Raw genomic sequence first — 20,202 nt, 5'->3', positions numbered from 1 at the left:
TTTGAGCCGCCTACAAGTAAAAAAAGCAGCCCGAAGACTGCTTTAAATGGAGTCCAAATCTGAAGACATGAACTGTTCATAACCGTTTGGCTAAGCCTACAACCCACTAGCCGTCGCGTCTTTCCCCCGCTGAGCAATCAACTTTTCTCTGATTTTTTCTTTTCGGTAGAAAGCCAAAGGATCGGCCTCTCCCCCACTTTGGATCCGTGCTTCCCGCACCAAGGCCCGCACATCCGTCAAAAAGGCGTCTTGCAAGACTTCCTGTGCCCCGACCACATCGCCTTCCACCTGGCAGTGAGTGAGTTTGGCTCGATCAACCAAAAGTGCCTTGGCGTAGGCCTGCGAGATCGCTTCCAGCGCCTGAACCAAGTCTTCGATGGGATCTTTGGTATTATGGCTCGCATCGATCATCCAGGAGATCGACTCCCAAGTCTGGGCATTTTCTTCGGCTCCGCCGACCAGTTCGCAGAAGATCAGGAAGAGCTGGTAAGGCTTGATGCTCCCCGTGCTCAGATCATCGTCTCCAAACTTGCTATCGTTGAAGTGAAAGCCCGCCAGCATATTCTGATGCATCAGGGTCGCCACGATCTGCTCGATATTGGTATTGGGAAGGTGATGACCGAGATCTACCAGCACCTTGGCGCGGTCTCCGACTTGCTTGCAAAGCATTGCCGAAGTACCCCAGTCGGGAATCACCGTATGGTAAAAGTTCGGTTCGTAAGGCTTGTACTCCAGAAGCAGCTTCCAGTCCGCAGGCATTCCCGCATAAATATCCTGAAGGGATTCAGACGTTCCTTGCAGGGCTTTTCGGAAATGCGCCTGTCCGGGGAAGTTACTCCCATCCGCCAGCCAAACCGTCAAAGCTTTACTGCCCAAGCTTTTTCCAATCTCGATCACCTGAAGGTTATGCTCGACAGCTTGCTTGCGGATGTCCGCATTGGCATTGCTCAGCGAACCCATCTTGTAGGAAAGCGCCTGCCCGTAGTCCTGAAAGGTATTGCTGTTCATGGCATCAAAGCCTATACCCAAGTCAGCGGCTTTTTGACGGATAGCAGCGGCATCCTGGGGAATATCCCAGGGAATATGTAGGGAGACGGCATCTGTTCTTTTGGTAAGTTTGGCTAAAAGCCCGATATCGTCCAGCTTCTCTTCGAGATTTCGAGGTTCGCCCCCGATGGAAAAGCGTCCAAAACGCGTCCCTCCAGCACCTAGTGCCCAGCTAGGAACGGCGATCTGGAACGCGGAAATCTTGGAAATTAAGGATGATATGGATATTCCATTTTCACCGAGCTGATCCGCCAGCAGGGAAATGGACTTTTTGTGAAATTCTTGGGAATACTGCATGTGTTATATTGAATGATAGTCACTGATTGTTACTTGGTACTGGGGGGGGGGGGCTGGAGCTGCTCCTCATCGGTCATTCGACATCGGGCATCTCACCATCCGCTTCACACTTCCGTTTTAGATCTCCCTTCTTCCGTCTTTTCATTGATCCAAAACGGCGCGGTAAACAGCCACGCCACCATCCCGACTCCCATCCAAAGCTTCATTGAGTCAAGCTCCATTTTTCCCAAGAAAAGCAAAACGGGAGGGACAATCGACAGGGTCAATCCTGCAAGCGAAACGAGTTTGAGTAAAGTTTTCATGCGGCAAGGGATTTAGCAAGTGGATATTTGACTTTGGAGAGAATGACAAAGATGGCAACAGCCACAAACCAACCCGGCAGTCCGAGGAAGAAGATTTCTATTCCGTAGAAATAATTCAAGCCAAGGCAAAAAGCCAAGGTCAACACCCAACTCAGCAAAGCGGGAAGGCTGAAGTCAGACCCGGAATTTAGCGCTCCCTCCTCACGGAATCCCATTTTTTTGGAAAAGTAAAAATCGGCAAAGATCACCGCGCCCATTGGCATAAGCAGCAAGCCGTACAGGGCCACAAAATCCAGCAGCTTCATCACCAAAGCAGGAAAACAAGCCGCCAAACTGGTGATTCCACCTACAATCGCGGTGATCTTCCAGGTGGCTACTTTAGGAAAAATCCCCTGCAAGGCCAGTCCCGCTCGATAGATCGTTGGATTGGCGGTCGTCCAGCCGGCAACCACCACGCAAACTGCTCCGGCAATCCCCAAGGTTTGGTAGGCAATCGGCCCCGGCGCAAACTCCTGAGAGCCGGTATTTGCCTGCAAAAACACCGCATACAAAATACCCGAAGCGATCCAAGCAACAAAATGCCCCAGATAAACTCCGGCAAATACCGCAAAACCGGAAGTCCAGGATTTCGCATAGCGGAGAATTGTCAGATCCGACATCCCGATGTGCATGGCCATATTGCAAAACCAAGCGAAAAAGATCACGTGCCAGATCGAAAACCGAGACATACCCGGCAGCGGCACTCCATTCCAGATGACCTCTTGGGCAACTGAGACCAAGCTTTCGACCGAGCCAACACCTAGCTGCGAAAGACCGACGATAGCCGCTGAGAAAAAGATCAATATCATCCAAGGAGACATCACATTGGCAAATTTGGACACCTGATTGTATCCCTGTATCGCCACCATTGTAACCACAGCACCCAACAAAAGTACCGTCACAATCCAGCCGGGAGTCCTCGGCAGCCAATCCGTCAAAGTTGGCATCTCCAGATTAAAAGGAATACCGACTGCTGTCGCTGACACGGCAATCATCGATCCCGCGAGGAAGCAAAACATCAGGGCATTGACCAGATTATACCAGCGGACGACGTTTTTACCGGCGATTCGCTCCAGTTGATAATACAGTGTCATGCGCTTGGACGTGGCAATCGGTGCCGTGATCAGCGCCCAACTCAGCACCGCAAGCAGATTACCGATGAGCAAGCCCAAGACCAAATCTCCGGCTGCGACTCCATGAGCTACAAAAAGCGGCCCGATGACAAATTCTGTCCCTGCGGTATGTTCCCCGGCATACATACCAAGAAAACTCTTATTTCCTTTGAGACTCGCGGCGGGCACGGGAGTCCTTTCATATTCATTCGTACCGCCTACTATTTTCTTGAAAAACCTATTGGCCATTTGGGATTATTTTGAGCTGAATTAAACAAATCAACTCACCCGCCCTGTCCTGCACTGTCCGAAAGATTTTTCACCGTTTATCCTTTGTCTATTTTGGATTCCGCTATTTTCAAAGCAAATTTTCATGGTGGAAATTTCTAAATCAGAATTCTCTTTCCCCGAAGAAGAAAAAAAACCTCAAAAAACATCTATTGCTCAAGACACTACAGGACACCTTTTGAGGAGATTTCCGAGAAATTTATCCCCATACTGATAGACCTGTTAATCAAATGAACATACCGATTATGAGTTTCAAATATGTAAGCTACCTCTGGGATGAGGCCAAAGCCGCCGAATTGGAAGGCAATGAAGTTGATCTTTTGATCTATCGCTCCAATATTCTCGGTGCAGATCTAAGAATCACTAACTATGGAGGGGGAAATACCTCTTGCAAGACAACCGAACTGGATCCTCTGACCAAAGAGCCCGTGGAAGTCATGTGGATCAAAGGTTCCGGTGGAGACATTGGCACGATGAAGAGATCCGGCTTGGCTGGACTTTACGTGGACAAACTTCGCTCTCTGAAAGGAATCTATCGAGGCATCGAATTTGAAGACGAGATGGTAGGATTGTTCAACCACTGCATCTACGATTTGGACTCCAAAGCGCCTTCGATTGATACGCCACTTCACGGATTTTTGCCGTTCAAGCACATCGATCACCTTCATCCAGATGCGGCAATTGCCATTGCCGCTTCTAAGGATGGCGAAAAAATCACCCAAGAGCTCTGGAAAGGAGCCATCGCTTGGGTGCCTTGGCAACGTCCAGGTTTCGACCTTGGACTTCAGCTGAAAGAAGCATTGGACAACAACCCGGGAATTCGGGGCATCATGCTCGGCGGTCACGGCCTGTTCACTTGGGCAGATACAGCCTATGAGTGCTACATGAATAGCCTGGAGGTCATCGAGACCGCTTCTGCTTACTTGGCCGAAAACTACGGTAAAAAAAGACCGGTTTTCGGTGGCGAAAAAGTAACTTCTCTAGCTCCGGAGCAGCGCAAGGCTCAAGCAGGCAAGTTGGCTCCGATCTTGAGAGGCTTGGCTTCTTCGGAGAAAAAAATGGTCGGTACTTTCAGCGACAGCGACACCGTCCTGCAATTCATCAACAGCAATGACCTGAGCAAATTGGCTCCAATGGGCACCTCTTGCCCGGATCACTTCCTTCGCACCAAGATCAGTCCCCTTGTCCTTGACTTGGCAGCAGATGCAGATCTCAGCGATGTGAATTCGTTAAAAGAATCAATCGGCGCAGCATTCCAAGCTTACCGTGAGATGTACGCTGACTACTACGAAAAGCACAAGCATCCAAACAGCCCTGCGATGCGTGACCCAAATCCGGTCGTGATCCTATGGCCTGGAGTGGGATTGTTCAGCTACGCAAAAGACAAACAAACCAGTCGGGTTGCATCTGAATTCTACATCAACGCAATCAACGTGATGCGTGGTGCAGAGGCGGTTTCTGAATACGTTTCTCTTCCTCTTCAGGAGGCTTTTGACATCGAATATTGGCTCTTGGAGGAAGCAAAGCTCTCCCGTATGCCAAAAGAAAAACCCCTTTCCCGCAAGATTGCTTTGATCACAGGAAGTGCCGGCGGAATTGGAAAAGGTATCGCCGATAGATATGCACAGGAGGGCGCTTGCGTCGTACTGACAGATATCGACCAGTCGAGATTGGAAAGTGCTGTAGCTGAGTTTGAGAAAAAATATGGCAAGGATGCCGTCCTAGGTGTTCAGTTGGACGTGACAGACACCGCAACTTTGGCGAAAGCCATGGAAGCAACCTGCCTCAAGTTCGGAGGGATTGACATCGTAGTCAACAATGCCGGAATCTCGATCTCCAAAGCCTTCGAAGACCACACCGAACAGGACTGGAATCGCCTGAACGATATCCTCGTGATGGGACAGTATCACGTGTCCAAAGCGGGCGTTTCATTGATGAGACAACAAGGCTTAGGTGGTGATATTGTGAATATTGTGAGTAAAAATGGTTTGGTAGCTGGCGCAAAAAACGTAGCTTATGGTACAGCCAAAGCCGCGCAGATGCACATGTCCCGACTGATGGCAGCAGAACTGGCAGAGGATAAGATCCGCGTGAACGTGGTAAACCCCGATGCGGTGATCGAAAACTCCAACATCTGGGAAGGTGGATGGGGCGAAAACCGAGCGAAGGCGTATGGCATTGACGTAAAAGATCTTCCTCAGTACTATGCAAACAGAACCTTATTGAAAGAAAGTGTCAAAACAAGCGATATCGCAGATGCTGCTTTTGCATTCGTCGGCGGATTGCTTACCAAAACAACCGGAAATATGCTCAACGTGGATGGTGGCTTAGCCGCTGCTTTCCCTCGATAGAATCGACTCGCTATTACCCTTAATACCCTAACCCAATAGACCCAATACCCCATGCTTCTTGACAAATCCGAAAAAATCGCGGTGGAATCACGTACGCCGAAGTACCTCCAAGTGGTCAATCTGATCCTGGAAGACATTGAGAAGGGAAAGCTCAAAATTGGAGACCGCATACCTTCCATCAATGAGACCAGTTTTGACTTTTTGCTTTCAAGGGATACCGTGGAAAAAGCCTACAATGAGCTGCGGGACAGAGGAATCATTTCCTCTGTCCGCGGCAAGGGCTTTTACATTTCATCCACCAACATGGGGCATAAGTTGAAAGTATTGTTGCTTTTTAACAAACTGAGTTCGTATAAGAAGATCATCTACTATTCGATCATCGATACGCTCGGTGCGCAGGCCACGGTGGATCTTCAGATTCACCACTACAACCGGAATGTGCTGGAAGATCTGTTGGAAACGAATTTGGGCAACTACAATTACTACGTTTTGGCTCCCCATTTCTTTGACAGTCTCGGACATCCGGAGACCGCCTATGATTTGGTCAAGAGGATACCAAAGGATAAGCTCCTGATTATTGACCGTGGGGTGAAAGATCACGAAAATGAATTTCCTGGCGTCTATCAGGACTTTTCCAAGGATATCTTTGAGGTATTGGAATCAGGAATCTCTCACCTCAGAAAATACCAACGTTTGATCTTGGTATTTCCCAAAGGCGATCTCTACCCGGTTGAAATCATGGACGGCTTTAAGCGTTTTTGCTTTTTCCATGATTTCAAAAATCTCATCGTGGATGGCGTGGATGACGATGAACCCTTGGACGAAGGCGATTGCCACATCGTAATGGCGGAATCGGATTTGGTAAACATAGTGAAAAAATCGCGCGAGCAACTCCTGAGACTTGGTCGTGATGTGGGCGTGATTTCCTACAACGATACTCCGCTTAAGGAAATTCTTGCCGAGGGCATTACCACCATTTCCACTGATTTCCAAAACATGGGCAAGACCATCGCCGAGCAAATTATGGGCACCGAGGATCGCATTCCGATCAAGAATCCTTTTAGAATGACGCTTAGAAAGTCTTTGTAGGCTGGATTTTGAAAATTGGAAGATTGAAAAACTTGTCCGCTGTGGTGGATTGAAAGATTGGGCAGCAAGGTTGAAAGGTTTAGCTTCTTCGGCGTTCGATATTCGGTGTTCAAAGTTCTCTATTAAAAAACCCGGAGACTAGGAGATTTAAAATTGCTCATCGATTTCCAAGACATTGTATCCCGATTGCTATTGGAGTGTACGGCGTCAATCCCAATTCTTAAATCGTAAATCCAAGACTTCGTAAATATTACATCGTAAATGTCAAAAATCCCCGTTACCGCTGTCTTTGACATTGGGAAAACAAATAAAAAATTCTTCCTTTTTGACGAAAACCTGAAGGAAGTTCACAGTGCCTACACTCGCTTGGATGCCATCCCCGATGAGGATGGTTTCCCGAGCGAGCCTATTCTTCCACTTAGGAAATGGATGCTAGAAACATTTCGGGAAGCTTTGAATTTCGCCGATTTTGAAATCAAGAAACTCAATTTCTCCGGCCACGGTGCCTCCTTTGTCCACACCGACGAGGCTGGCGAACCTGTCACTCCACTCTACGATTACCTGAAGCCCTTTCCAGAAGAGCTGCTTGAGCGCTTTTATTCCGAAAACGAAGGGAAGATGGCATTTTGTCGGCAGACTTCCTCTCCTCCGCTGGCCATGTTGAATTCAGGTTTGCAGATCTATTTTCTGAAATATGCCAAGCCGAAATATTTCAAAAACGTCAAACACTGCCTCCATTTACCCCAATTCCTGAGCTTGATCTTCACCGGAGAGATGGTTTCGGACTACACCAGCATCGGGTGCCATACCGGGTTGTGGGATTTTGAAAAGATGGACTACCATGACTGGGTGAGAAAGGAAGGAATTGAGGCGCTTTTGCCGCCCATCCTTCCCGGAAATTCCCTCCTGAAAACCAAGCCTGAACTCGGAAGCATTCCCTGCGGCGTCGGTGTTCACGATTCCTCTGGAGCGTTACTGCCCTACCTAAAGCAGGAGACGGAGCCGTTTGCGCTTCTCTCCACCGGCACTTGGGCGATCAGCATCAACCCTTTCAACAAAACAGCGCTGTCGCCAGAAGAACTGGGCAAAGACTGTCTGCAGTTTCTCAGCATTTCCGGGCAACCCATCAAGATCTCCCGGCTATTCATCGGTGAAGAGCACAAGTTTCAGGTTGAGGAAATGTACTCGTTTTGGAAACTTCCCCTCGGGACCTACAAAAAGCTCCGATTCGACGAAGATATTTACGAAAAGGTAAGCCAACGTCCGACAAAACGGATCGGTTTTCAGTACCTTAAGCCAGCCGATTATGGCTTGGAAAAGGCTGGTTCCAGCGATTGGGGGAGTTTCACTGAGTTTACAGAAGCTTACTACACCTTCCTACACGAGCTCACCGACATTCAAGTCGCTTCGATTCAACTTGTCCTCGATGGCGCTCCGGTCAATCGACTTTTTGTCGACGGAGGCTTCAACGCCAATTACATCTTTCTCGAAATGCTTCGCAAAAAGCTTCCCGGAATGGAGGTCATTCCCAGCGATTTTCCCAATGGTTCCGCATTAGGCGCCGCGATGCTGGTGAATATGGGCTCCTGAGTTTAACTTCCCTCAATGAAATCCGAATCCTTCCATATTGCCTTGTTCATCCCGTGCTACGTCGATCAGTTCTATCCCAAAGTCGGAATAGCGACCTTGGAACTGCTCGAAAAGCTGGGCTGCAAAGTTACTTTCCCGCCCGGTCAAACCTGCTGCGGACAACCGCTCGCAAATGCAGGATACATGCGTGACACGATAGGGACGACCCAGCATTTCATCGAACTTTTCAAAGACTTCGACTACGTGGTGGCGCCTTCCGGCAGCTGTGTCTTGCACGTCAAAGAGCATTCTCCCATCATTCCTGGAATGGAAAAAGAACAGGCGGAACTCCATCACAAGGTCTTCGAACTGACCGAGTTCATTACCGATGTGCTAAAAATCGAAAAACTGGAAGGTAGCTTTCCACATCGGGTGGGCTTCCATTCTTCCTGCCACGGGCAGCGGGGATTGCGGCTTTCGTCCAGCTCCGAACTCAATCAAACTCCTTTCAACAAAGCCCGAAGACTGTTGGAAAACCTCAAAGGTCTGGAATGGGTGGAGCTCAGCCGCACTGACGAGTGCTGTGGCTTCGGGGGAACTTTCGCCGTGACTGAGGAAGCACTTTCTGTGCAAATGGGAAAAGACAGACTCGGAGATCACCTCGAACATCAAACCGAAATAGTAACGGGAGGCGACATGTCCTGCATCATGCATTTGCAGGGAATCGCCACCAGAAATAAGCAACCTTTGAAGTTTTTACATATTGCAGAAATCCTAAACCAAGCGATCTCATGAGTCATCCTGAGAATGCCACCGAATTTCTGAAGGACAAAGCCAAGTCCAAATGGCATGACGAAACCCTGTGGTTTGTGCGAGACAAGCGCGACCGCATCAGCAAGACCATCCCTGAATGGGAGGAATTGCGGAGTCTCGCCTCTGGGATCAAAGACAACGTATTGGCTAACTTGGACTCCTATCTTGAGGACTTTGAGCGGAATGCCCAGAAAAACGGAATCAAAGTCCATTGGGCCAAGGATGGAGAGGAGCACAACCAGATCGTGTTGGACATCCTGCAAAAGCAAAATTGCACGGCAATCGTCAAGAGCAAATCCATCTTGACGGAGGAGTGTCACCTGAATCCCTATCTGGAGAAAAATGGCATTGAAGTCGTGGACACCGACTTGGGCGAGCGAATCGTTCAATTGCTTCACCAGCCGCCGAGCCATATTGTCCTCCCAGCGATCCATCTAAAAAAGGGGGAGATCTCGCAGCTTTTTCACGAAAAACTCCAAACTGAAAAAGGCAACGAAGACCCGGCCTACTTGACCCACGCAGCACGGCTTCACCTGAGAGAAAAATTCCTTAAGGCGAAAGTGGCCCTGACCGGAGTCAATTTTGGCGTTGCCGAAACCGGGGAATTTGTCGTCTGCACCAACGAAGGAAATGCCGACATGGGCGTGCATTTGGCGGACGTACACATTGCCTGCATGGGCATCGAAAAAATCATCCCGAGGCGCAAAGACCTCGGAGTTTTCCTGAGACTGCTGGCAAGATCCGCGACCGGTCAGCCAGTCACTAACTACAACTCACATTTCCGAAGCCCAGCTCCGGAAAAGGAACTGCATATTATTCTGGTCGACAACGGCCGAACCGCTCAACTCGCCCGGGAAAAATTCAAAAACTCGCTCAAATGCATCCGCTGCGGTGCTTGTATGAATACCTGCCCTATCTACCGAAGAAGCGGGGGATTCAGCTACGGCAGTACCGTACCAGGGCCGATCGGGTCTATCCTTTCCCCTGGCTTGGATATGAAAAAGCACAGCACGCTGCCCTTTGCCTCCACCCTCTGCGGCAGTTGCTCGGATGTATGCCCAGTTAAGATCAACATCCACGAGCAACTCTTTGAGTGGCGGCAGGAAATCACAAAAACTCACGGAGAACTTGGAAAAGGTCTCTCGATGAAGCTTGCCAACGGCATCTTCAAAAGTCCACTGGCTTACAAAATTTCCGGAAACCTCATGCGTGCGGCACTCAAAACCCTGCCCAACAGCCTGATCTACCATCCGATCAATGCTTGGGGAAAAAGCAGAGACCTACCTGAAGCACCTAAGGAATCGTTTCAACAGTGGTATAAAAAAAACCGATCATGAGCAGCCGCGAAAACATTTTAGCAGCGATCAAGGGAATCTCGCTGGAGCCAAAATCACTTCCCGAGATTCCTGATTTTGGGGTTCCCGGAGAACCTGTGGAAACTTTTATAAATTCAATTTTAGGAAACAAAGGGGAAGTTTTGACCAAGACCGAGTTTGAATCTTGGCTTCCCAAGACGAAGTTTTCGAAGATCATTTCGCTTTCCTCGTCCTTTTCAGAAGTCTCCTCTCGAGGCCTTCCTAAAGACCCACACGAGTTGGAAGATTTGGAATTGGCCATCTTAGACGGTCAATTTGGGGTTGCCGAGAACGGAGCGATATGGCTGGAAGATGCCAATCTTGGACTTCGTGTACTGCCGTTTATAACCGAGCATTTGGTGATCGTCTTAGATCGAAAAAATCTGGTTGAGACGATGCACCAAGGTTATAACAGGATCGGTGGCGCCGCCTCAGGATTTGGGGTATTTATCGCAGGCCCTTCCAAAACTGCCGACATCGAGCAAAGTCTGGTCGTCGGTGCGCATGGAGCGAAAAGTTTGAGAGTGGTATTGGTGTAATTTATTCCCCTTCCTGAACTAAGGAGTAAGAGGTCTGTTGAAACCTCCCTTCGCTTCGCAGGCACAGTCTAGGGTGTCAAAATGCCCGATTTTTTGACCAACTTGACATAAATCCCAGAGTCATGAGAGAAAAAATCTAACTCAGTCCCAGTTTCGGCTGAGATAGAATACGTTTTTATTTTCCTTCAACTCATATCCGAGGTTCATGTTCAGCTTTTGTGCGATCTTTCTGCAGAGAGAAAGCCCTATGCCAGAGCCTTTTTCTTGATCTGTTCCGTAGCTGGGTTTAGCCTTGAACTCAAATAGACCTTGTTCGATCTGTGCAGATATTAACGTACCCGAGTTTCTTACTTCCCACCGCAGCCCCCGTTTTCCCACCAGCAATGCCAGCTCAATTTTTGCCCCCATCGGAGAAAACTTCACCGCATTTTCCAATAAATTTTTGAGGATAATTCGAATGTCATTGACCTCAAGATGAAGTTCTTGATCTGCCCCCACCATCTCCACTATAATCTCCTGCTGCTTTCGAGATGCCTGAATCTGTATAGCCATTCTCATCTCCTCAACAAAGCTACTGAGTCTAACCAGCACCCGCTCAGCAGGCCTGTCATCCATCTCTGCCGACACCCACTCAAGTGTATTGTCAAGTACATTGTTTAGATGAAAAGTCTGATCCTTGAGCCCCGAAAAAATAATTCCCAAATCTTCACGTTCCAAAATCTCCTGTTCCGCCAACTCTAGAGTGTTGGACAATGTGGCAATCGGATTGCGCAGATCATGAGACAGCAGAGCAATCAGCTGATTCTTTTTTTCATTAAGGGCAGTAAGGTCGGCAAGATGATTCTCATTTTCCTTCTTTAGCGCAAGCATCGAATGATGCTGCTTTTGATAATTTAGAATCACCAAATAGACTCCAATAAAGATAAAGAGGGCACTGACAGTCACGGAGAGCGCATTATCCCAAAACAAATCCATCGGAGAGTTATAATTGCTAACCACGGGAACAACACCACTTATACTCAGGTAAAATATCAATACATAAGAACCTATCGTGGCAACGAACCAGAAAATACTTTGATTTTTATTGAAAAATATGCCGATGGCCACGATAAGCACCAACAGATTGTAGATCGTGGGCCCAAGATATCCGTCATTGTAGAAAAAATTTAAGATCGAAAAAATCAAAATCAGCCCGACCATGAGGTTGGTGGCCAGCACAAAGCGCTTTTTCTTCACCATCAGGAAATAACACCCCAAAAAAAGTACGACATAAACTACCCGAACTTTCCCAACAAAAGGGTTGAGCCCCAACAGGTAATCCGAAACCCCGAAAAAGACGATCGAAACCAAGGTCAGCAATACGAATAGAACTGCAATCCGATATTGCAACTGGTCAAGATCACCGGGCTCACTCGGTGTATTAAACCACCTCATATGACAAGGCCCGTTAACTTAACAAATATTTTAATCGACATTTTATATTCTAAACTTGCGCTATTGCTTTGAATGAATGGCAATTCGATTCCCTTCGGAATCAATAAACACACCCATATATCCGATATCAGGCGCGATCATTCTTTTTTCAAACTGAACCTTTCCTCCGGCATCAACCACTCGGGCAAGTTCGATGGAGCAGTCCTCCGACGAGAAATAAATCAGTGCTCCTGCGTGACCGCTGGTTTCGTAAAACTGCTGGTGATACACCAGACTTCCACCTGCGCCTTTGCCAGAATCATCCCATGGAAACCAAGCCATCTGAAAATCACCCATGACCTGCTTATTCAGCTTGCATGCAAAAACTTTTTCGTAAAAAGAGATGGCCCGATCCATGTCGCTGACCGGAATTTCAAACCATCCTACTGTTACCTGTGCCATAGTGTTAGGGGTTAACTGTTATTGGGTTAAAAGTTATTGGTTCGTTAAGCCTATTAAATACTGAATTTCGCTACCGGCGGATCCGCAAGCAACCGTCTGATCTTACTAATTCTGTTTTTAAAATCCCCCCAGCCCCCTTGGTCAATGATAGTTTCCCAAAATCTTATTCGAAAATAAAGGGGTGTTTGTCAAAGCTCATTTCAATGCTAATCACTCAGCACTTACGGCTTGTCTTGGTTCTTGGCTCTCAATTCTTGACTCTAAATTTCGCCAATCTTGATACTTGTTACCAGCTACCTGACACTCTTTCAAACTCTTGTCAACTTAATCGGATACGTTTTTCCCGCATTCCATTGGCACACGTAGATGTTTTCGTCCTGATCGATACAGACGTCGTGGCAATGTTTGAATACGGGTTCCTTTTGTACCATAAGCTGTAGCTCGCCGTTGCGATACTCGGGGGCGGTGCCGCCTGGATTGGAGACGACTTTGTTGTTTTTGTCGAGGATGGTTACAAAGCCGGAGTTATCCGTCTGTTCGAGGTATCTCAATCGAGACCAGCAGACACCGGCGTAAAGATTTTCGCCATAGATCACCGGACGACAGACAAACGCTCCGGGAAGAAAGATGGTCTCCATGTATTCCCCATCCATTGTGAATCGCTTGAAGGAATTGTGGCCGCGGGAAGTACAGAGCAACGTTGGTGCATTCCCGCCTCGCTGGTCTATGGCAATGCCGTGAGCAGTGCTAAACTGGGCGTCTCCCTTTCCCCCACCTCCGAATTTCCGGATGAAATTGCCCTCTTTGTCATATTGCAGAAAAAACTGCGAACCGTATCCGTCTGCGATATATAAGTCACCATTTGGAGCGACGGCTGTCTCGGTCGGAACCCAAGGCATTTTTTCGGTATAAATCCCGTTGGTCAGTGGTGAGGGAATTTCAGTGACGACTTTCCCGTCCAGCGTAGTCTTGACCACTTTCCCGCCATTGTCCACGACCCAGAGGTATTCCGCATCGCCTTCATCGACGAGCGAAAGTCCGTGTGCGCGACCCAGATCCAGTGTCCAGGTGCTCAATAGTTTCCCCGACTGATCGTAAATGATGACGTTGTTTTTTGCCTCGTCTGTGACCATAATCATACGGCCTTTGCGGTCCATGACCATCTCATGACAGTTGACCACCGGAACCTTGGTCGGATCTAGATTTCCCCATTGGGTATCTACTTTATATTTGAAATCCCCGTGACCGAGGATCTGATCTTGGGCTGCCAAAAGGGTAAAATCAGGTTTAATGCTCATCGCTAATCCTAGTAAGGAGGTTTTTTGGATAAATTTTCTTCGAGAATTCATGGTATTGGGCTATCGGGTCAATTTAGGGAAAATGCCCCTAACATCTTTCCTTAGATTGTAAAAATCCATAGCTTAGACTCACACCAAAATACCCATCTACTATGAAATTCAAGTCCTTGTTTGTAGCCCTGCTCCTTACGGCTCCCCTTGGCTTGCAGGCTCAAGAAATCGCCCTTCAGTTGTACTCGCTCAGAAATGAGATGAAGATCGATCCTGTCAAATACCACGAAATGATCGCCGAATGGGGCATCAATGCACTGGAAGGCGGCGGTGGCTATGGCATGACTGAGGCGGAATACGCCAAACTACTCAAAGACAACAAGTTGAAAATCATCGGCGTGGGAGCAGACTACAACAAGCTCAAATCTGATCCTGCAGGAATCGTAGCTGAGGCTAAAAAATACGGTGCCAAGTACGCCACCTGCTACTGGATTCCTCACACTGAAGGACCAATCTCAATGGCAGACATGAAGGCTGCCACGGAACTGTTTAATAAAGCAGGTGCAATGTTTGCCAAAGAAGGCATCACGCTCACCTATCACCCACATGGCTATGAATTTGCAGATTCAGGCTCCGGCACACCAATGGACTACATGCTGGAAAATGCCAAAGACTTCCAATTCAACCTAGATGTCTATTGGGTCAAAATGGGCGGTGGCGATCCACTGGCCATCATGAAGGCCCATCCTGGGAAATTCCCTCAGCTTCATCTCAAAGACCGAAAGAAAGGAACACCGGGATCAGCCGATGGACATGGAGATGTGGAGACGAATGTGGTCTTAGGCACCGGAGATATCGACATCAAAGGGTTGATCGAAGAGGCTAAAAAACAAAAAACCAAATACCTAGTCATCGAAGACGAGAGCAGTAGGTCTGTAGAACAGATTCCAGTCAGTGCCGCCTTTATTCGTACAGTTTTAGACCAATAAGATTTGACAGGATTCTAGAATCATTGCTAGCTTTGAGGGCCGTTTCCCGACTCGCTTATACGCGGAAGGAACGGCCTCTTTTTTTGAAAAACCAACTCTTTTTATTCATGAAAAAATCCTTTTTTCTAGTCCTACTTTTTGCTGCTAGCTCTTGGACCGCATTTGCACAAGAAAGTACCAAATGTGCAAATCAAGAATTGTTCTCCGCCCTGCCAAATCATGCTGCTACAGATTGTGAACTGCGGGAATTTGATACCTTCACTTTTTATGAGGTCGACAATTCTGGCAATCGTACGCCCATCGATATAGAGGGAGAAAAATCTGTAATCTCTTACAAGTGGCTGGGTGATTGGGAGCAACGCCCTACAGCGGTAATGATCTACCGAAATTATCAAAATGCGGTAGAGAAAATCGGAGGCAAAATGCGCTATTCCGGCAGTGCCGCTTATTTTTCCTTCACTAAATCCGGTACAAATTACTGGATGGAAGTACTGACTGATGGAAGTGGATACTATAAAGTAACAACCATCAAAGAGGCTGAAATGAACCAATATGTAACTTTCACCGCCAATGAGATAGCCGAACAATTGAAAAGCGAAGGGCAGGTCACTTTCTACGGCATCTACTTTGACACGGACAAAGCAACCCTAAAGCCCGAGTCCAACACCACGATCGAGGAAATCGCCAAATTCCTAAAGTCGGCGCCTGAGACAAACGTCTACCTGGTAGGGCACACAGACAACACCGGAACTGCAGAGCACAACCTGCAGCTCTCTAAAAGCCGAGCACAAACAGTCGCAACGGAACTGATTGGCGTCTACCAGATTTCCCAAGCACAATTGCGCGCAGAGGGAGTCGGCGAGCTGAGCCCTGTGAGTACCAATGCGACCGATGAGGGCAAAGCGAGAAACCGCCGAGTAGTAATGATTCTTCGAAACTAGATCCCCTGCTGAATTGATCTGGAACATTCGATCAAAATCGCCCGTAGCGTTCAATCTATTGTAAGTCTTTCAAATTATCCTTTGATTTAATTTGGTTAGCTTTCGAATAAATAAACTGGTTTCTAAATGAAAAACACAAAACTCTTTTTACTGGCATTTGCCCTTGTTGCCGCTACTTCATTCTCCGCTTTTGCACAGTTGCAATCTCCGGCAGCAAGCCCCGCTGCCAGTGTATCTCAAGTGGTCGGTTTTACCAAGATCAGCATTGACTACTCCTCTCCTGCGGTGAAAGGCCGCAAGATCTTTGGCGAAATCGAAAAATATGGCGTAACCTGGAGAGCCGGTGCAAATGCTCAAACCGTCATCGAATTCTCTACTCCAATAAGCGTAGGAGGTAAAAATCTTCGAGCTGGTAAGTACTCTATCTTCATGACTCCTGCTGAGTCGGGTGAATGGACTGTACATTTGAACAGCAAAGCAGCGTCTGTCTTTACCTACATGAAAGATGGTAAGATCGACGAAGAAGCCGTCGCCAAAGATGACGCCGTGTCTTTTAAGGTAGCGCCTACAGCAGGCAATACCGAGCGACTGCAATACCACATCTCTGCCGAAAACAACAAAGTCGCAAAAGTGACCATGGCATGGGAGAAATACGTAGTTTCTTTCATGGTTGATACGCAAGTAGATCAAAAACTAGAACAGTTTAAAAGCCAGTTCTAATTCTCCCGTTTCCCATTCTAAATCCTGTCTGTTAATTCGGGCGGGATTTTTTTTTGACCACCGGCGAATTGCCTCCCCACACCCGAATCGTCGCAGCAAACATTTCGTATTCGTATAGTGTGCCTCGATTTTGCCCGACGAAGATGTGAATTTCACGAAACGGCAGGTCGCTTAACTTGACTGGATTCCATATATTAAGAGATCCGATTTTTACATTTCGTCCTAGCCCCTCAGAAACGACCATGGATTTTATCGACTACTACCAAACCCTTGGCATCGACAAGAACGCAACAGAAGCGGACATCAAAAAAGCCTATCGCAAATTGGCGAGAAAGTACCATCCGGATGTCAACCCCGGTGACAAGGACGCTGAGCAAAAATTCAAAGAGGTCAATGAGGCCAATGAAGTGCTCAGCAACGCCGAAAAACGGAAGCAATACGACAAGTATGGCAAAGACTGGAAGCACGCCGAGCAATTCGAAAAAGCGGGTGCCGGGGCCGGCCAAGGTTACTCGTATCGGCAAAGGGAAGACACAGGAGGCTTTGGCGAAGGCTTTTCCGGCAGCGACTATTCGGACTTTTTTGAATCCATGTTTGGCGGAAGTGCCGGAGGCTTTCGTCAAGGTCGCTCGGCCAAGTTTCGGGGGCAGGACTTTCACGCCGAGCTCGAACTGGACATTCGCGACGCCTACCAAACCCATCCCCAAGTACTCACCGTCAACGGGGAGAAAATCCGCTTGACTATCGCTGCGGGAATTGCCGACGGGCAGACGATCAAGATCAAAGGCAAAGGCGGGCCGGGGGCCAATGGAGGTCCCAACGGCGATCTCTACATCAAGTTCAATATCCGAAACGAAACCGGATTCCATCGCGAAGGAGACCAACTCTACGCCAATGTGGAGATTGACCTCTACACCGCAATCCTCGGTGGCGAAATCGTAGCCGAAACCTTTGATGGAAAGGTAAAACTCAAGGTAGCACCAGAAACGCAAGCAGGAACTAAAGTCCGGCTCAAGGGAAAAGGCTTTCCGGTTTACAAGAACGAGGGAGAGTTTGGGGATCTGATCCTCACCTACACGATAAAAAATCCAACCAACCTCAGTACGGAGGAAAAGAAACTGTTTGAACAACTGAAAACCCTACGATAAGATGGCTGTCACAAATCTGATTCTGATCGAAACACTTTGCACACATTACGAGGTGGAGGTTTCTTTTATCGATTCCCTGAGCGACCTCGGCCTAATCGAGGTACACACGGTCGAAGAAATCCGGTATCTACCTGAGGAAAAAGTCACGAATCTTGAAAAAATGATCCGTCTCCATCAGGAGCTGGAAGTCAATCCCGAGGGTATCGACGTGATCATGAATCTCCTGGAGAAGGTCGATCGGCTCAGTCAGGAACTCGCAGAAGCGAAAAACTCCCTGAGGCGAATGGGGTTCCCGGAGTAAAAACCGAAGCTGCCAAAATGATTTTTCAGGAGAAAGGCTCCCGTCGGATTTCTAAAAGAAAGTTTCGTTGCAATCGCTATCTATAATCCATTCCCAAAAACCCCTCAAATGACCCTCACTCCCTCGCCCACCCAAAGACTGGTGTCCTTGGATTTGTTTCGTGGCCTCACCATGTTTTTACTCGTTGCGGAGGCAGCTCACGTCTATGACGCCCTCCTTGATCTCTATCCGGAGGGAAGCGGATTGCATCCTTTTTTCCTCCAGTTTACGCACCACGAGTGGAACGGACTACGGTTTTGGGATCTGATTCAGCCCTTCTTCATGTTTATAGTCGGGGTCGCGATGCCTTTTTCGCTCAATAAACGATTGGCCCTTTCTGAAAATCGGGACTCCGTCACCAAGCATATCCTGAAGCGCTGCCTGCTGCTTTTCCTCTTCGGGACAGGCCTACACTGCATCTATTCCGGCAAACTGGTCTTCGAACTTTGGAATGTCCTGACACAGTTGTCTTTCACAGTTCTCGTTACCTATCTGCTGATCGACAAGGGCTGGAAAGTCCAGCTGGGCGTGTCTCTGGCACTTCTTCTTTTGACAGAACTCCTTTATCGTCTCTACAATCCCGAGGCGCCGTTTGTCCACGGAACGAACTTTGGCAACTACACTGACCAACTCCTCATGGGCAAGATCAACAACGGCGGCTGGGTAGCGATCAACTGCATCCCGACGGCCGCACACACGATCTGGGGCGCGATCTGCGGGAATCTACTGCTTTCGACGAAGGCTCCGTCCGAAAAAATCAAACTGATTGCAATCGCGGGAATCATCGGATTGATTGTCGGATTTGGCTTGGATCTGGCAGGAATCACGCCGATTGTGAAGCGGATCAGCACCACTGCATTTGCATTCGCTTCCGGCGGTTGGGCACTGTTGACTTTGGCCTTATCCTATTGGTTTGTGGATGTCCGGGACAACAAAAAATGGAGCTTCGCTTTCATCGTCGTCGGGATGAACTCGATCTTCATCTACCTCTTTGCCGAGATTCTCGCCCGCTGGCTCAACAAAACGCTGGGGATCTTCACGGTTGGTTTTCTATCCTGGACCGGCTTGGACGAACATGGACTGGCGCTGATCACCGCCTTGGCAACGCTGGCAGCACTGTGGGGGTTGTGTTACTTTCTGTATCGAAAGGGGATATTTTTTAGGATATAGCGGGATTAAGATCGAAAAAACAAACAAAAGTCTGCTTTCAATTACACGTTAGAAACAAGTACCTTGATGTAAAATTAAAATTGACTATTATAAATGATATTAAATACAATTGTGTCAATCTGCACGATATTGACTTTTGTAGTCATATGGGCAACATTAAGAGAAATGAAAGTTCAAAGATATAAGATATTTGAACCCCAAATTTTTCCAACGAGCTTTGATTTGTATTTTACATCTAACACAGATAAAATACTCCCTATCGATATTTCATACGATTCAGAAAATAAAAATAAAGTTAAGCCAAATAGTCTTTTTCTAGAATTGAAAAATATAGGACAAGGAACAGCTCGAGAAGTTTTAACAAATTTAAATATTGAAGTGGATTATCAGACACTATTTTCTGATGTAAAAGAAAAACTCCTGAAAACTGGTGAAGAAATTGACTTGGAGATAGGAGATAATTCGTGTTGGCTTCAGTCTTCTGAATCTTCTAGAGTTTTCATAGGTGGTAATTTCCCTTTTGTGAAAAAATTTTCGAACAAATTTGATTACCTGCTACCGGTTAACAATAAAAATGAATCGATAAAAATTGAGTTGCCGGGAACAATAATTTTGCTTTTATCTTTAGTAATTGTCGCCTTAGAAATGATGAACACTTCTGAGCAAAAGGAATATATTGAACTCATTGAAGAAAGCATTTTAATTATTATAAAAATTTATTATTTAGATAATCTTGATAAAGCTTTTGAAAGTAATTATAAAATGAAAATCACAATACCTTCGATTGTGGTACAGAGCAACGGTAAAGCCAGTTATAAGTTGAGCTTTGAAAGACAGAGAAATCACGAAGTGCAACAATGGCAATAGAAAATTTGCTAGAGTGAGCAAGCCGAATAATTTGTATTCTTAAAAAAAAATCTCCAGTTAGA

20 protein-coding genes are annotated in these 20,202 nt (G+C 47.3%); 13 read left to right on the top strand and 7 right to left on the bottom strand.

The window, feature by feature from the left end; all coding sequences use genetic code 11:
• Positions 1-96: 96 nt before the first annotated feature.
• The 3 genes from ABD031_RS10650 to ABD031_RS10640 all read right to left on the bottom strand — a co-directional run bounded on the left by ABD031_RS10650 (position 97) and on the right by ABD031_RS10640 (position 3,046).
• The gene (locus tag ABD031_RS10650) at positions 97-1,344 is read right to left on the bottom strand and encodes a sugar isomerase (protein WP_343851196.1); all 1,248 of its coding nucleotides are present in this window, start codon (positions 1,342-1,344) and stop codon (positions 97-99) included.
• A 104-nt stretch (positions 1,345-1,448) separates the two neighbouring features.
• The gene (locus ABD031_RS10645) at positions 1,449-1,646 is read right to left on the bottom strand and encodes a hypothetical protein (protein WP_343851194.1); all 198 of its coding nucleotides are present in this window, start codon (positions 1,644-1,646) and stop codon (positions 1,449-1,451) included.
• Complete coding sequence (locus tag ABD031_RS10640) at positions 1,643-3,046, bottom strand: purine-cytosine permease family protein (RefSeq protein ID WP_343851192.1); 1,404 nt, start codon at positions 3,044-3,046, stop codon at positions 1,643-1,645. The genes ABD031_RS10645 and ABD031_RS10640 overlap by 4 nt, the downstream gene beginning before the upstream one ends.
• A gap of 269 nt (positions 3,047-3,315) precedes the next feature.
• Between ABD031_RS10640 and ABD031_RS10635 the strand changes: the two genes are divergently transcribed.
• From ABD031_RS10635 to ABD031_RS10610, 6 genes are all read left to right on the top strand, one after another.
• Entirely contained in the window at positions 3,316-5,436 is a 2,121-nt protein-coding gene (locus ABD031_RS10635; RefSeq protein ID WP_343851190.1) for a bifunctional aldolase/short-chain dehydrogenase, read from the top strand.
• A gap of 51 nt (positions 5,437-5,487) precedes the next feature.
• Entirely contained in the window at positions 5,488-6,525 is a 1,038-nt protein-coding gene (locus ABD031_RS10630) for a GntR family transcriptional regulator (RefSeq protein ID WP_343851187.1), read from the top strand.
• Between the two features lie 261 nt (positions 6,526-6,786).
• Complete coding sequence (locus ABD031_RS10625; protein WP_343851185.1) at positions 6,787-8,115, top strand: FGGY-family carbohydrate kinase; 1,329 nt, start codon at positions 6,787-6,789, stop codon at positions 8,113-8,115.
• 15 nt (positions 8,116-8,130) lie between these two features.
• Positions 8,131-8,889, top strand: a complete 759-nt coding sequence (locus ABD031_RS10620; RefSeq protein ID WP_343851183.1) for a (Fe-S)-binding protein — start codon at positions 8,131-8,133, stop codon at positions 8,887-8,889.
• Positions 8,886-10,244 (top strand): lactate utilization protein B, encoded by a 1,359-nt coding sequence (locus ABD031_RS10615; RefSeq protein ID WP_343851181.1) that lies wholly within the window; start codon positions 8,886-8,888, stop codon positions 10,242-10,244. The genes ABD031_RS10620 and ABD031_RS10615 overlap by 4 nt, the downstream gene beginning before the upstream one ends.
• On the top strand, positions 10,241-10,801 hold the full coding sequence (locus ABD031_RS10610) for a LutC/YkgG family protein (protein ID WP_343851179.1): 561 nt from the start codon (positions 10,241-10,243) through the stop codon (positions 10,799-10,801). The genes ABD031_RS10615 and ABD031_RS10610 overlap by 4 nt, the downstream gene beginning before the upstream one ends.
• Before the next feature lie 141 nt (positions 10,802-10,942).
• On the opposite strand, the gene ABD031_RS10605 is transcribed toward ABD031_RS10610, so the two are convergent.
• The 3 genes from ABD031_RS10605 to ABD031_RS10595 all read right to left on the bottom strand — a co-directional run bounded on the left by ABD031_RS10605 (position 10,943) and on the right by ABD031_RS10595 (position 13,974).
• Positions 10,943-12,235: a sensor histidine kinase gene (locus tag ABD031_RS10605; RefSeq protein ID WP_343851176.1), complete on the bottom strand. Its 1,293-nt coding sequence runs from the start codon at positions 12,233-12,235 to the stop codon at positions 10,943-10,945.
• Between the two features lie 60 nt (positions 12,236-12,295).
• Complete coding sequence (locus ABD031_RS10600) at positions 12,296-12,676, bottom strand: VOC family protein (RefSeq protein ID WP_343851174.1); 381 nt, start codon at positions 12,674-12,676, stop codon at positions 12,296-12,298.
• A gap of 308 nt (positions 12,677-12,984) precedes the next feature.
• Positions 12,985-13,974 carry an NHL repeat-containing protein gene (locus tag ABD031_RS10595; protein WP_343851172.1) on the bottom strand — a complete coding sequence of 330 codons (990 nt, stop codon included), beginning with the start codon at positions 13,972-13,974 and terminating at the stop codon, positions 12,985-12,987.
• A 152-nt stretch (positions 13,975-14,126) separates the two neighbouring features.
• Between ABD031_RS10595 and ABD031_RS10590 the strand changes: the two genes are divergently transcribed.
• From ABD031_RS10590 to ABD031_RS10580, 3 genes are all read left to right on the top strand, one after another.
• Positions 14,127-14,954, top strand: coding sequence for a sugar phosphate isomerase/epimerase family protein (locus tag ABD031_RS10590; RefSeq protein WP_343851170.1), 828 nt, complete (start codon positions 14,127-14,129; stop codon positions 14,952-14,954).
• 107 nt (positions 14,955-15,061) lie between these two features.
• Positions 15,062-15,895, top strand: coding sequence for an OmpA family protein (locus ABD031_RS10585; RefSeq protein ID WP_343851168.1), 834 nt, complete (start codon positions 15,062-15,064; stop codon positions 15,893-15,895).
• Positions 15,896-16,021: 126 nt separating this feature from the next.
• Positions 16,022-16,615 carry a DUF2911 domain-containing protein gene (locus tag ABD031_RS10580; protein WP_343851166.1) on the top strand — a complete coding sequence of 198 codons (594 nt, stop codon included), beginning with the start codon at positions 16,022-16,024 and terminating at the stop codon, positions 16,613-16,615.
• 31 nt (positions 16,616-16,646) lie between these two features.
• Here the strand turns inward: ABD031_RS10580 and ABD031_RS10575 are convergent, their stop codons facing one another.
• Positions 16,647-16,859 carry a hypothetical protein gene (locus ABD031_RS10575; protein ID WP_343851164.1) on the bottom strand — a complete coding sequence of 71 codons (213 nt, stop codon included), beginning with the start codon at positions 16,857-16,859 and terminating at the stop codon, positions 16,647-16,649.
• Between ABD031_RS10575 and ABD031_RS10570 the strand changes: the two genes are divergently transcribed.
• From ABD031_RS10570 to ABD031_RS10555, 4 genes are all read left to right on the top strand, one after another.
• The gene (locus ABD031_RS10570) at positions 16,858-17,763 is read left to right on the top strand and encodes a DnaJ C-terminal domain-containing protein (protein WP_343851162.1); all 906 of its coding nucleotides are present in this window, start codon (positions 16,858-16,860) and stop codon (positions 17,761-17,763) included. The two genes, ABD031_RS10575 and ABD031_RS10570, sit on opposite strands and share 2 nt — an antisense overlap.
• A 1-nt stretch (position 17,764) precedes the next feature.
• Complete coding sequence (locus ABD031_RS10565) at positions 17,765-18,064, top strand: chaperone modulator CbpM (protein ID WP_343851160.1); 300 nt, start codon at positions 17,765-17,767, stop codon at positions 18,062-18,064.
• Positions 18,065-18,172: 108 nt separating this feature from the next.
• Positions 18,173-19,273 (top strand): acyltransferase family protein, encoded by a 1,101-nt coding sequence (locus ABD031_RS10560; protein ID WP_343851158.1) that lies wholly within the window; start codon positions 18,173-18,175, stop codon positions 19,271-19,273.
• 165 nt (positions 19,274-19,438) lie between these two features.
• Positions 19,439-20,140 (top strand): hypothetical protein, encoded by a 702-nt coding sequence (locus ABD031_RS10555; protein ID WP_343851156.1) that lies wholly within the window; start codon positions 19,439-19,441, stop codon positions 20,138-20,140.
• Positions 20,141-20,202: the final 62 nt, after the last annotated feature.

The organism is Algoriphagus jejuensis (assembly GCF_039523455.1).
Classification (GTDB): Bacteria; Bacteroidota; Bacteroidia; order Cytophagales; family Cyclobacteriaceae; genus Algoriphagus; species Algoriphagus jejuensis.
This window is presented reverse-complemented; position numbering and strand designations above follow the sequence as displayed.